The organism is Arthrobacter sp. Bz4 (assembly GCF_003075455.1).
Lineage (GTDB): Bacteria > Actinomycetota > Actinomycetes > Actinomycetales > Micrococcaceae > Arthrobacter_D.
Window position 1 is genome coordinate 54,478 of record NZ_QDAE01000008.1, and the last position, 13,626, is coordinate 68,103.

11 protein-coding genes are annotated in these 13,626 nt (G+C 59.3%); 2 read left to right on the forward strand and 9 right to left on the reverse strand.

Translation table 11 applies throughout. The annotated features are described in order from the left end of the window. Positions 1-21: 21 nt before the first annotated feature. The 5 genes from DDA93_RS08470 to DDA93_RS08490 form a co-directional block, all read right to left on the reverse strand. Positions 22-1,050 (reverse strand): glycosyltransferase family 1 protein, encoded by a 1,029-nt coding sequence (locus tag DDA93_RS08470; RefSeq protein WP_133185470.1) that lies wholly within the window; start codon positions 1,048-1,050, stop codon positions 22-24. A 201-nt stretch (positions 1,051-1,251) separates the two neighbouring features. Beyond that, positions 1,252-2,127, reverse strand: a complete 876-nt coding sequence (locus DDA93_RS08475) for a glycosyltransferase (RefSeq protein WP_165802600.1) — start codon at positions 2,125-2,127, stop codon at positions 1,252-1,254. Positions 2,128-2,498: 371 nt separating this feature from the next. After that, entirely contained in the window at positions 2,499-4,298 is a 1,800-nt protein-coding gene (locus DDA93_RS08480) for an ABC transporter ATP-binding protein/permease (RefSeq protein ID WP_165802601.1), read from the reverse strand. A gap of 18 nt (positions 4,299-4,316) precedes the next feature. Next, entirely contained in the window at positions 4,317-4,718 is a 402-nt protein-coding gene (locus DDA93_RS08485) for a DUF2304 domain-containing protein (protein WP_116778500.1), read from the reverse strand. A gap of 5 nt (positions 4,719-4,723) precedes the next feature. Next, positions 4,724-5,389, reverse strand: coding sequence for a glycosyltransferase family 2 protein (locus tag DDA93_RS08490; RefSeq protein ID WP_193353911.1), 666 nt, complete (start codon positions 5,387-5,389; stop codon positions 4,724-4,726). 100 nt (positions 5,390-5,489) lie between these two features. Between DDA93_RS08490 and DDA93_RS08495 the strand changes: the two genes are divergently transcribed. Both DDA93_RS08495 and DDA93_RS08500 read left to right on the forward strand, forming a co-directional pair. Continuing rightward, positions 5,490-6,635: a glycosyltransferase gene (locus DDA93_RS08495; protein ID WP_116778501.1), complete on the forward strand. Its 1,146-nt coding sequence runs from the start codon at positions 5,490-5,492 to the stop codon at positions 6,633-6,635. Between the two features lie 79 nt (positions 6,636-6,714). After that, positions 6,715-8,742: a DUF6541 family protein gene (locus DDA93_RS08500; RefSeq protein WP_116778502.1), complete on the forward strand. Its 2,028-nt coding sequence runs from the start codon at positions 6,715-6,717 to the stop codon at positions 8,740-8,742. 22 nt (positions 8,743-8,764) lie between these two features. Here the strand turns inward: DDA93_RS08500 and DDA93_RS08505 are convergent, their stop codons facing one another. Genes DDA93_RS08505 through glf form a run of 4 tightly spaced genes read right to left on the reverse strand, consistent with a single transcriptional unit; the run spans position 8,765 to position 13,580 of the window. After that, a complete protein-coding gene (locus DDA93_RS08505; protein ID WP_024475671.1) occupies positions 8,765-9,499 on the reverse strand; it encodes an ABC transporter ATP-binding protein in 735 nt (244 codons plus the stop codon). A 2-nt stretch (positions 9,500-9,501) separates the two neighbouring features. Continuing rightward, positions 9,502-10,392, reverse strand: coding sequence for an ABC transporter permease (locus DDA93_RS08510; RefSeq protein ID WP_024475672.1), 891 nt, complete (start codon positions 10,390-10,392; stop codon positions 9,502-9,504). A gap of 3 nt (positions 10,393-10,395) precedes the next feature. After that, positions 10,396-12,396 carry a glycosyltransferase gene (locus DDA93_RS08515; protein WP_024475673.1) on the reverse strand — a complete coding sequence of 667 codons (2,001 nt, stop codon included), beginning with the start codon at positions 12,394-12,396 and terminating at the stop codon, positions 10,396-10,398. Beyond that, the gene (glf, locus tag DDA93_RS08520; protein WP_019483060.1) at positions 12,393-13,580 is read right to left on the reverse strand and encodes a UDP-galactopyranose mutase; all 1,188 of its coding nucleotides are present in this window, start codon (positions 13,578-13,580) and stop codon (positions 12,393-12,395) included. The genes DDA93_RS08515 and glf overlap by 4 nt, the downstream gene beginning before the upstream one ends. Positions 13,581-13,626: the final 46 nt, after the last annotated feature.

Here is a 13,626-nt window from a genome sequence, read left to right on the forward strand (position 1 = left end):
TGTGATTCGGGTATCCGCACACTATGCGATACCGCTCAGCTTCTTGACTGCCTTGGCCCAGATGATCGATTCATTCGCCGCACCAAGGATCTCGGCGTTCTCGTGGGAAGCCTGTTTCATGGCCGCAATTTCCTCGGCTGTGGCAGCCACGAGCAGTTTCGCTGACGTCTCGGCGTCAAAATCCTCCGCAACAATGCCGATTCCGTATTGGTTCACTATCCCAGCCATCTCTGTCGATGGGCCGATGAGGAGAGCAAGACGGGCCTGGACGAATTCGAAGAGCTTATTCGGCAAAGCGTGCCGCATGTTGAAGTTTAGTGGCGGGCACAGGTAGAAACCTACGTCGTAACCGTGCAGGAAAGGCACAATCTGATCGAAACTCACTGGGGGCAGTACCCGGACTGCGTTGTTGGGTATGGAATCTGCCAATGCTGTGAGCTCGTCAATATACTTCTGCTCCCCGGGAACGAGCACCACGTCGAAGGTGGCAGTTCCAGGTTTGATCTCGTTCGCCCGCTTGACGGCTTCCATCATTACTTCGATTCTGCGGCTTCGCCCAGCAGCCCCAGCGTGGACCAGGCGTAACGGCAGCTTCACTGGCGTCGGGGAGAACCGCGGATCATATGGAGAGGCATTCTTGACAACTCCCGGCTCTGGAATTCCGTATACCTTTGCGTACTCCTCAGCGATGCCTTTAGCGACAGTTGTCACGGAATCGGCTTTCGTCACATACTTGCGGCAGGCCCACTTCATCATGGGGCCGATAAGCAGGCGCCAGACGATCTTGTCCTCTCCCTGCCGGGGTGCGTACTCATGCAGATCGGCATGAACACCCAGGCGGGGGCGCAGAGCGACCGCCAAGGGCACGGCCAGTGCGTCGTTAGCCACGACGACGTCAACGCTGCCTGCGGGCACAAGCCGACGAACCAATTTCACACGTTCCGAATCGAAATACAGCCGTTCATGGAAGCGGGCGCCCAACAATAGACCGAGGCTGACCGACCCAGTCCTCAGCCGCTCAAGGTTCCTCGGTACCTCAAAATGCTCCACGGCCCCTTCCACCGCTTTCCCATAACCGCAAGTCACGACGTCTGCGAACTCACTGAACAACCGAATCTGGCGTAGAACACGCGGATCCCTTTGGATCTCGGAAAACGATAGAACAAGAATTCGCGGTCGAACCGCCGGGGCAACTGCTTCGGTCATTTCTTCACTTTCATTGTCGGTGCGTGGGTCGGTGTACCGTTCTAGCTATTGTCCTCGGTCCAGGAGCGCCTTGACCGCATCAGTCCAGGGTGCCGACAGGGTTTCTGCGCCCAATTCCTTCGATGCGCCGTGCGATGCTCGCTTCTTCTCCGATACCTCGTCGGCCGTCAGTCGAAGCAACAAGTTGGCTGTCGACTCAGCGTCGAACCCCTCGGCCACCCACCCGACACCGTGCCTGATCACCACCTGCTCCATTTCGGGCGACGGCCCGATGACCACGGCGAGTCGAGCCTGAATGTATTCAAACAGCTTGTTTGGGAGTGCGTATTTCAGATTGAACGTGGTCGGCGGACAGATAAACAGCCCCACGTCGTAGCGATGCAGCAGCGTGACTATTTGGTCGAATCTGACGGGTGGTATTACCCGGATGGCCTCACCCGGGACAGCCTTCGCCCGTTCAATGAGCTCAGCTATGTAAAGCTTCTCCCCGGGGACCAATACCAGGTCCAACGTAGCTGTCCCAGGCACTTGGCGGTTTGCCTCCGCCACCGCGTCGATCATCACTTCTACCCGCCTGCTTCGTCCGGCCGCGCCGGTATGAACGATACGGAGCGGGCTTTCCACCGGGGTCGGGCTGAGCTGGCTCTCATAGGGTGCGGCGTTGGGAACAAACGATGGTTCCGGAAAACCGTAGACCTTGTTGTATTCCCGTGCAATCCCCTTCGCGACAGTCGACGTGGACGATGCTTTGCTCACGTACCGCCGGCACGCCCAATCCATGAAGGGTCCCACGAGGAGTCGCCACCGACGTCGGTCCTCACCCTGGCGGGGTGCGTACTCGTGAAGATCCACATGCACGCCCTTGACCGGCCGTAAGGCGAACGCCAGAGGCGCCGCTATCGCATCGTTGGCGATGATCACGTCAAAACTGCCTTCAGGAACCCTCTGCCTGACGTAACGCACTTTTCCCGACCCAAAGTACAAACGCCGATACATTCTCAGGATGCTGAGCGAGACCACCAACTTGTAGTTCAGGCGCCAGGGCTCGAGGCTCTGCGGTATTTCAATATGATCAGTTACACCCGATGGAGCACCCCCATATCCACACGAAACGACATCGGCGGAACCGCGGAACAGGCTGATCTGCCGAAGAACCCGGGGGTCGCGTTCGATCTTGGAAAAAGATAAGACGAGGATGCGCGGACGCACGGTAGGTTCGCGGGTATCGGTCATATCAATTCACTTTCAGCGCCCCATCAGGATCGCGGATCGCAGGTTTAAGGTGCTTCGGATCAAGCCAGACCTGCAAGAGCCGCTTGCTCGGCAAAGTCGGGCATTTGCGCGACCACCTCGGAGAAGGTTCCCTGGGCTGCGAGACGACCATCGGCGAAGAAGAAGACAATGTCGCTGTCCCGGATCGTTGAGAGCCGGTGTGCGACGGTGATCGTTGTGACGCTCCCGGCCAGGTTCCTGATGGCCTTGGTTACGGCAGCCTCAGTGGTTGTGTCGAGGGCGCTTGTCGCTTCATCCAGCACGAGGATTGCCGGGTCGGCGTAAAGGCCACGGGCAATACCGAGGCGCTGCCGCTGTCCACCGGACAGTGCCATTCCCCGCTCGCCGGCGGCACCGAGGATGCCGTCGGGCCGAGCCTCAACAGCGTCGAGCATCTGTGCGCGCTTCAGTGCCCGTCGAACGCGGTCCGGATCGACCTGGTCCGGATCCCAAGTGAGGGCCACGTTTTGGGCGATCGATGCGTCGAACAGGGATACTTCCTGCGGTACGTAGCCAACCCGAGACCTCCAGGAGTGAAGGACCTTACGCATTGGAATGCCGCCGATCAATACCTCGCCGGAGCTCGGTAGCAGCAGGCCAAGTAGCAGGTCGATCAGAGTGGACTTTCCTGCACCCGATGCACCGACGACAGCGACGCGCGAGCCGGCGGGGATGGTCAGGCTGAGCTCGGAGAGTGCCGGAGCTTCAGTATTGGGATAGCTGAAGTTGACGTTCTTGAGGACAATGTCCGGCACGCCTACTGGAAGTTCAGCCTGATCGGGTTCGTCCTGCTCTTTCGCACGGGCTTCCGACTCCCGGATGTCGGTGAGCACCTGCTCGGCGAAGGGTGTACTTGAGTGAACCATCGACAGGATCGCTTGAAACCGTGTCAGTGACGGAATAATCCGAAAACCTGCCACACCAAATAGCGCAACCGCAGCCAATGCGTTGGTCACCGGGTCTATCCCTGCTGGGCTGGTGAGCATACCGATTGCGCCTACCAGCATGAACCCGCCGATCAGTGCTGATTCGAGGACAAACCGTGGCACCTGGCTCAGAAAGGATGCCATGGCCCTCGCCTTGGAGGAGTGAATCCGGTTGCTGTGAACAGCGCGTTCGACGTCGTCAGTGGCGCCTTTGAGGGTGACTTCCTTAAGCGCGCCAACTGCCTCAGTCAGCAGTCTGACAGTCTTGAAGGAGAACTGCCGGTTGCGGCGGCCATTGGCTACTGCCCTGCGGGAAATAACGCGGGACAGCAGGACCGCTACCAGCCCCAGGTAAATGACTGCAGTGGTGGCCGTGATCCAATTGCTTACGAAGAGCACCACAAGCACGGCAAGCACCGAGACGATTTCTCCAGCCAGGGTCATAGAGGGCATCAGGACACCAGATACCGTGATTGACACTCCGGAGTCGACTGAACGCACCAACTCGGCCGAGTTGCGCTTCAAACGGTCAACCCATGGAGCTCTCATGTAAGCGGCGAGCAGCCGGTCGCCTATCGCCACCTCATGGGAGGCAAAACGGGAGGTGGCGAACCGAAGGAGTAGGACGTTCAATGCACTCTTAATGATGACCAGCGTGCAGAAGATCGCCAGAACCGTGATGTAGTCGGGCACGGAATCGATGGTGCCGAAGGGGCCCAGCTGGACCGAATTACCGGTGATGATGCTCGACATGACGATGGCAATCAACCCGAGCGCGACGACGTCTATGAGCGACAGCAAAGAGGAGAGGATAGCGAACCGGATGAGGAATTGCCTGGCAGAATCCGGGAGTACAGCCAAAAGCTGCTTGTTAATCTGTATCAGTGATTTCATATCTTTTGGAACCTTAGCCTAGTTGCCGTCGTGAGGATTCCCGGAACGGGTTCCCTGCGCCTCGGGTGGCTGAGTCCCGGTCTCCCAGATCCTCGGGGTCTCGTCTAGAGCGATCCGACGGGCTAGCTTGGTCATGGACTCTTCCATCCTGCGGTAACGCTGTGCTGTCGATGCCATGAATACCAGGAAGCACACGATGAGGGCGTACAGAACAAGGTCTGTGCCCCGACCAATTCCAAACGCTTGCGCCACGCGGGTCAATACGACGGGAAAGAAGATCGACAACGCTGCGACAAGGGCAAATCCGAGCAGCAGAATACGGCGGATCGCCAGGTGATGGGCATTAGCTCCCCCACGCATCAAAACGAGAGAGCCTAGAATCACGGCAAGCACGAGGACGATCTGAACGATGAACAGCATGAAGGTTACCTAAGGAAGAGGTCGGCCAAAATATTCACGCCGTTCAGGAGTGATTGGCCTTTGGACTTCGAATATTCTGTATACACGATCTCCACCGGGTGTTCCACGATCGTGGGCTTCAGCTCGGCGAGCTGATGGATCAACTCCGACGCGTGAGCCATTCTATTTTGTCTCAGATGGATCCGACGGAGGGTGGCGGCATTGATGACGCGAAGACCATTGTGCGCGTCAGTTAGTTCGATACCCGTCGAGGCACTCGATTGCCAGGCAACCAGCCGCAGGACTACACGTTTGAGTGGTGAAATCTTGGTTCTGTCGTCGAGGAAGCGCGACCCTAGCACCACATCGGCTTCACCAGCGGTGAGTCGAGCCAACATATCTGTAGCATCCTGCACTCGGTGCTGACTATCAGCATCGAAAGTAATAACCGCATGCAGCTCCGGGTCCTGCAATGCGTATTCAAAGCCGGTCTGTAGTGCGGCGCCTTGGCCCAGATTCACCGGGTGCCGCACGACTACTGCACCCGCTTCGATGGCCACTTGTGGCGAGCCGTCGGTGCTTCCGTCGTCGATGCAGACGATATGAGGAAAGTGGGGAAGGAGCCCCTTAATAACGTCGCCGACGACAGTGGCTTCGTTATACATTGGCACTACAACCCAGGAACGGCTCATCAATTCAGTATCGCATAGCTACTGTCGAGGACCTGCCGTGGACGGGTCGCGTCTAAGCTGAACCAATGAGCTTTCCACCTGAAGACGACGGCGGCCAATAATGAGGCCACAGATACTCTGCATTTCCTTCTCCGACATTGATTCGGATTCGCGGGTGCTGCGGCAGTTAAGGCTGCTACGCGAGGCAGGCGACGTAACAACAGTCGGTTATGGCTCTGCCCCAGCCGGAGTCAGGGAACACCTCAACATCGATTCCGCCCGCCCCTCGCTCCCACAGACCGTGCCGGGGGTAGCCAAACTCGCGCTCCGTCTGCACAAAGCGGTCGAGCTGCGTTCACCGGCCGAACAGGATGCCCTGAAGCTGTTGTCCGGGCGGAAGTTCGATCTGGTAGTTGCCAACGAGGCGCGCGCGCTCCCCCTAGCTCATGCAGTCGCCGCTGGAGCACCCGTGTGGGGCGACATGCATGAGTGGGCGCCCGAGGAACGCACCCAGGTGCTCTCCTGGCGGCTGCTCGTCGCTCCCTATATGACGCACGTCTGCCGCCAGTATCTTCCAACTGTCAGTGCAGTGACTACTGTCAATCACTCGATCGCCGATCTCTATAGGAATCGGTTCGGAGTACCGGTAGAAGTTGTCCGTAACTCCCTGCCTTTCACCCAGCTGGAGCCGTCGCCCATGGAGCCCGGCACCATCCGTTTGGTACACAGCGGGGGCGCCGTGCCCGGACGCAACCTGGAGAGCCTCATTAGCGCCGTCGCTCAGCTCGATGACCGGTTCACCCTCGACTTTTACCTCGTGGAAGCGCGCGACGGCGGCAAGTACCTCCGCGCACTGAAGGGCCTGGCTGACGATGACAGCAGGATCCGATTCCATCCCCCGGTGAAGCCCGAAGAGCTGGCCCGCACCCTCAACGCCTACGACGTCGGCGTCTACCAGCTGCCCCCAGCCACCACCAACCAGCGTCTCGCCTTGCCGAACAAGTTCTTCGATTTTGTCCAGGCACGCCTGGCATTGGTTTTTGGTCCCTCCATCGAGATCTCGCAGCTGGTCCGGCAGCACGACCTTGGTTGGGTGACTGATGATTTTGATACCGAGTCCCTGGTCAAAACCCTGAGAGAGCTCACTCCCGAGAACGTGCAGCGATATAAGCACAACTCTCACGCCGCTGCGGCAGTGCTCAGCTCCACCGAAGACGAAAAAACTTCCCGAGCCATCATCGACCGCCTACTCAGAGCCAGTAGCTAATCCGCCGGTGGACTCGGATTCTCTCAGCCTTCTGAAGTATGGTGGCTACTGTTCCAAAATCGATGACCCAGGAGAATAGATGACGTGGTGGCAAGCTGCTCCCACAATCCTCAGTGCCCTGGCATTGATGTTTATCCCCGGCTACCTCATTGCCCGCTCCTGCGGCAGTAGGGGAATCACCGCAGGGGCGCTGGCCTCCCCACTCACCATCAGCGTCATCGCGCTGGGAGCAATTGCAGCGGACCTGGTCGGAGTAACGTGGAGCCTCTGGGTATTGATCGTACCCGTCCTCCTCCTCAGCGTGGGTGGACTAACCGTCCGCCTCCTGTGGCGCCATACTCATCCCACTGCTCATTCCGCCCGCCCTGCAGCACAACAGCACTCGGTCCAGCGGTCGATCGCGTTTGGATCGGCATTGGCCCTTGCAGCCGTGTTGATCGGGTGGCGGCTGATCGAAATCATCATCTCCCCGGACAATGTCTCGCAGACTTACGACGCCGGATTCCACCTCAACGCGCTGCAGTTCATCAGCGACACAGGCTCGGCTTCTTCCCTCACGTTGGGTGGCCTGACAACCAACGGCGCTGACCCTTATTTCTACCCGGCCGCCTGGCACGGTTTCGTCTCACTGCTCACCCAGCTGACCCAGCTGACCCAGCTGACCCAGCTGACCCAGCTGACCCAGCTGACCCAGGCGAGCATACCGGTGGCTGTCACAGCCTCAAGCCTGGTGATTTCGGCAGTGGTCTGGCCGATTGGCTGCATGTTCTTGTGTACCCGGATCACGGGCAACCGTCCCATTCCGCTTCTGGTCACCGGTGCACTCTCTGCAGCGTTCGGCGCCTTCCCTTACCTGATGCTTGATTTTGGCGTTCTCTACCCGAATTTGCTTTCCATAGCGCTGCTCCCAACCTCGATTGGCCTCGCAGCCATGGTCCTGCGCCTGAGCGCCGATAACCACGAAAAATGGGCAGTGAGTCTTCTGGGGTTCTTCGGCACGCTTCCCGGGCTCGCTTTGGCGCACCCGAGCACTCTGATGGCTCTTCTCGCCCTCATGTTGCCGATGGGCGCCGTCGCCCTTGTCCGGCATTGGCGTCACCTGCACCACACGCAGTCGAAGGCGTGGAGATATCTCCCCTCAGTTGCCTCGCTGATCGTCTACGCGGTGGCTGTGTACTTGTTGTGGCTGCGGCTTCGGCCCGGAGAGGCCGCCTCCGACTGGAAGCCATTCCAAACCCCGGCACAAGCGTTCGGCGAGGTGCTCACATCAGCACCTCAAAGTCGACCCATCGCCCTCATGCTGACCATCCTCGTGCTGGCAGGAATTCTTCATGTCCTCCAGCGGAAGGGCGGCTGGTGGGGATTGAGCCTATTCGTCGTGACCGGCTACCTCTTTGTGGTGGCGACAGCCTTCCCCCAGGACGACTACCGGGCGCTACTGACCGGTGTCTGGTACAACGACAGCTTCCGCCTTGCAGCACTGCTCCCGGTGACCACCATCGTTATTGCTGTGATCGGCGGTTCCTGGCTCGTCACGACTTTCGTGTCTCGGATCCAATCCTCGGCAACGGGCGCGCATCGATCCGGATACAGAGCGTCACTGCCAGCGGTTGCTGCGTTGGTGATTGCCATAGCTGTCATCACTGTCGGCTCCCAGGGCAAGCAGATGCGGGAAACAGTCACCACGGCTCAAGAGAGCTACGAGCTCACCGAAGATTCCGATTTCCTGTCCATCGATGAACGGGCACTCATTGAGCGGTTGCCGGGCCAGTTGCCCGACGACGCGGTCATCGCTGGCAATCCCTGGACAGGCACCCTCTACGCGTACGCACTGGCTGGCATACCAACGCTGACTCCTCACGTTGGCTCGACCGGAGGCGACGAGAATCTGACCATCCTGAACCGTCTTCACCTAGCTGGCTCCGACCCTGACATATGTCAGCTAGTCGAAACACTCAATAGCTACTACGTGCTCGATTTTGGGGACACAGAGTTACACCTAGGCGACCATAACTACCCCGGTGTCGAGGACCTGGCGATCAAACCTGGTTTCCGGCTACTGGATTCGGAGGGCGATGCCGCCCTCTACGAAGTAACTGCCTGTTAGGTACTGGCTCCCCCGGTAGCCGCTAAATCGAGCCGCCGCGGAGATGGGCGACGGCGTCGTGAACTGGCCCGTCGAAGATAATCTTGCCGTGGGCAAGAATGACTCCCCGTTCGCAGACCTGAGCAACGAGGTCCAGATCATGGCTGACAACCACAAGTGTCTTCCCAGCCGCTGCCAACTCCATGATCTTGGCGATGCACTTCCGCTGGAACGGTTCATCCCCCACGGCAAGGATTTCGTCGACAAGGAAGACTTCCGGATTGGTGTGCACTGCGACGGAAAAGGCCAGGCGAAGGTACATACCCGAGGAGTAAAACTTCACCTCCGTGTCGATGAACTGACCGATCTCCGAGAAATCCACGATGGATTCGAACAGGTCATCGATCTGTTGCTCCGTCATGCCCAGGATGGCTCCGTTCAGATAAACGTTGTCCCGACCGCTCAGGTCCGGGTGGAAACCCGCCCCTACCTCAATCAGCCCGGCGACTCTTCCCCTGGTCCGCACTGTGCCGTCGTCCGGCAGCATGACGCCCGAGATGTGTTTCAGGAGCGTCGACTTCCCCGAGCCATTGAGCCCCAGCAGGGCCACCGACTCTCCCTGCCTAACATCCAGCGATACATCGTCCAGCGCGTGAAACTTCTTCGACAGGTCGCCTTTGCGGCCCTTGACGAGCCAGACGAACGCCTCCTTGATGGAACGGGTATGTCGCAACACGAACTGTTTGGAAATGCCGCGTACTTCAATTGCAGTCGTCATTGTCACAACTCCTGGGCGAAGCGGCCCTCAAGCCGCCGGAAGGTCCATTGGCCGAAAATGGTCACCAGAAGGGCAGTCCCCAGTCCGATCGGGAGCCACATGTCGAGCAGGTTCGGCGGTGCAGCAATCAACGGATCGGTGATCTCTGATGTAGTGGGAAGCCAGAAGGCAAAGTGAAACAGTTCCACTGCGATAGTCAACGGATTAGCCTGATAGATCACCAGCAGCACCGACGCTGCTCCTGCCGAGAATGCCGTTGCCAGGCCATCCCGGACCATGGTCCAGGTGTAGAGCACGGGTGAAGCCCAGGTGGCGATCATCAGGAGCATATCGACGAAGTTCTCGCTGTCCCTGAAGTACACATTGGCGGCACCGAAGAATAACCCCAGACCCGTGGCCAGCAACGCGACAATGGTGAACCCTGCCACCGCGGCAAAAATCTGGAAGAAGCCCGGGGTCCAACCAGCGAACAGGCAGGCCACCAGCAGCACCAGCAGTTGCGGAAGGAAATGCACCGCCGACACCCACACCGACGCAACCGGGAACAGTTCGCGGGGAAGGTAGATCTTCTTGATCAATCCGCCGTTGCCCACCACCGAGCGGGAGGCGTTACCGAGCGCCTCATTGAAGAAGTTGATCAGCACGATGCCCGAAAACAGGTAAATGGCATAATTCTCGGTGTTGCGGTTCATCCCAAGGAAAACCCCGAGCGCAAACCAGAACACCAGGAACTGCACTCCTGGCTTGACGTACGACCAGAGGATCCCCAATACGGAGCCGCGGTATCTGACCTTCAGTTCCTTGGCGACCAGAAGCTTCAGAAGGAAGCGGGACCGCAGGACGTCGCGGAGACCAGCACCCAGACCGGGCGTGGTGAGTTCGCTGGTGCTCAACCGCTATCCGCTCTTCTCGGAGTTTTCTTCGAAGGTCTTTTTCCAGGCCTCGAAGGATGTGATCTCCTCGGCAGCTGCCTTGTACCTGGCGCTTAACTGGGGCCAGCTCCGAAGGATCTCCGCGTTCAGCCGACCCGCTTCAGTGAGCATGGCCCGTAGCTTTTTGGGATCCCTCTGGTACCAGGACGCTCCACTGCCTTCGGCGTTTGAGACAACGGCGCTGTCGTACTGCGACATCCGCCACCACTTGTTGTCCTGGTGCGCCACGAAAGCCTGCGGCCGCTCCCGACTTGAGTCCTGCACCGGCTTACTCAGTTGGCGGACGATCGTCTTCGCGGCCCAGGGCACCAGCGTGGCGTAGGACGGTGCGCGGAAGCCTTGTCCCTGCCTCGGTGGCTTGTCCATCCGCGCGCCCGGGAAGGCATCGGGGTCAGTTTTGAACTGGGAATCGGGGAAGTCTTTGGACATCCCCCGGATGTCAGTGAGCTTCGTCGGCAGCACCTCGTGAAGCTGCTCCGGTCCCTTCAGGATGTCCTGGAGAGCCATGATCCTGCCTCGCGCCGTGTAGTACTGCATGGAGATCAGGTGCTTGATGTCCATGTACCCGGATTCGCGTACCACGCGTCCGCCATGCTCGTACGGGCTGTGGATTAGCGCGGCGAGCATCCGGTTGCGGGTGTGGAAGTAGGCCTGCCAGCCCACCAGGTCATCCTTGTCGATCCATGACACATGCCACACCGCTGAACCAGGCATGGACACCGTCGGGTAACCGGCGGCCTTGGCACGCAGACCGTACTCGGCGTCGTCCCACTTGATGAACACTGGCAGCGAGAGACCAATGTCGCGGATGACTGTTGTCGGGATCAGGCACATCCACCAGCCGTTGTAGTCCACATCGACCCGACGATGGAGCCAGGGCGTATGACGGAGGTTGGAGCGAACAAAGTCATGACCCAGAACCTGCCCTTCCACTGGCTGGTCCGGCTGGAACCGCCACGGGTTCACCGTCTCACCAAAAGTGTGGAGAACGGTTCGGTTGTAGAGGTCGAACATGTGCCCGCCGACGATGGTCGGGGTCTTGCAATGATCGGCAAACGTCAGCAACCGAGCAATGCTTTCAGGCTCAATGACAACGTCGTCGTCAAGCAGCAGGACGTAATCGCTACCGTTCTCCACCGCCTCGTACATGCCACGGGCAAAACCTCCTGAGCCGCCCAGGTTGGCCTGGTTAATGATCCGCAGTTTCCCCCGGAGCGCTGCCTCCACCTCGGCGAAACCAGGCTGATCTGCAACCTTCTGGGTCCCCTGGTCGACTACCAGGATTTCCTTGAGGGGTGCTAGCGCCTCGGGGTGGTCTGCCAGGATCGAAAGGTTATTGAGGCAGAAATCAGGTTTGTTCAGCGTGGTGATCTCAAGGGTGATCGAGCCCTGGGTTCCGACTGAATGCGGTGCCTGCCACTCGGCTTCGTCCAGGACCAAACTGCCGGACCCGGCCACGAGGTCAAACCAGTACCATCCTCCGTCTCCGAAGGGGGCAAGGGACAGCTCGAATGTCGTCACTGACGTGTCGGTGACCCGTTTGGTTTCCACGTGCTGGAGGGAACCACGCGCGTTGGATTTGTAGACGCTGATTCCGCCGTCGCCGGTAGTGGCGACGCTGAGTCGTACCGACTGGACTGTGGTCCAGCGCCGCCAGTAGCTGGCGGGGAAGGCGTTGAAGTAAGTGCCGAAAGAGACCCGCTCCCCGGACCTCACCAGTGTTGAGCGGCGGGACTTGAAGTCCTCGGCGTGAATTTCCTTCGCATCGCCGCTGCGCGCCGATCCGCCGCCCTGGGGCGACACGCTGCCGTCCATGGTGTTGAGCTGCACGCTGAGCGCACTTCCCGTATCCATGTAGAGCGAAGCGGTATCCAGGTCACTCTGGTTGGGCAGGACGACGCGCTGCAGGGTTTGCCAGCGGGGTTCCCCGGCTTCGTCGGTGGTTGTGATGACGGCATCGCTCATGCGTCTACCCCTCCGCTTTCGAGCTTGGTGCCGCCCGTGAAGTGCGGCTTGAGTTTGTTGTCGTACATGGACAGCGCTGATCCGATTGCCATGTGCATGTCAAGGTACTTGTAGGTGCCCAGCCGGCCACCGAACAGCACCGATTTCTCACCCTTGGCGAGGTCGCGGTAGGCGCTCAGCTTGGCGCGGTCATCGCTGGTGTTCACTGGGTAGTACGGCTCGTCGTCTTTCTGCGCAAACCGGGAGAACTCGCGCATGATGACAGTCGCGTCCTTGGTGTAGTCCCGCTCGGGGTGGAAATGGCGGAACTCATGGATCCGGGTGTAGGCGATGTCTTCATCCGGGTAGTTCATCACTGAGCAGCCTTGGAAGTCTTCGATCGGGAGTACTTCTTCTTCCAAGTCGATGGTTCGCCACGACAGGTCGCCTTCGGCGTAGTCGAAATAGCGGTCGACTGGCCCGGTATAGATCACTGGAACCTGCCCCAGGGTGGCTGCCCGGGAGAACTCGTGATTGTCATCGAAGAAGTCGGTGTTGAGCTGCACTTGAATGTTGGGATGGTCTGCCATCCGTTCGATCCAGGCCGTGTACCCGTCTACGGGCAGGCCCTCGTACTTGTCGTTGAAGTACCGGTTGTCGTAGGTGTAGCGGACCGGGAGCCGGGAGATGATCTCGGCGGGCAGGTCCCGGGGATCGGTCTGCCATTGTTTGCCTGTGTAGTGCTTGATGAACGCCTCGTAAAGCGGACGACCAATGAGCTGGATGCCCTTGTCGTTAAGGTTCTGCGGGTCGGTCCCCGCCAGTTCCCCAGCCTGCTCCTGAATTAATGCCCTCGCTTCGGCTGGCCCGTATGAAGACCTGAAGAATTGGTTGATCGTGCCCAGGTTAATGGGCATTGGGTAGACCTCGCCCTGATGGCTCGAGTACACCTTGTGGACATAGTTGGTGAACTCGGTGAACCGGCTCACGTAGTCCCAGACCCGCTCATTGGAGGTGTGAAAAAGGTGTGCACCGTAACGGTGGACCTCAATACCCGTTTGCGCTTCCTTCTCGCTGTAGGCGTTACCGCCAATATGGTGGCGACGGTCAATGACCGCTACCTTCAGGCCGAGCTCGGTGGCCGCCCGTTCAGCAATGGTCAGGCCGAAAAAGCCCGACCCTACGACAACGAGGTCAACGTTCACAAACACTCCTGAATTGTTGGGGGCAGCGCCGGCTACTCAGCGCTCT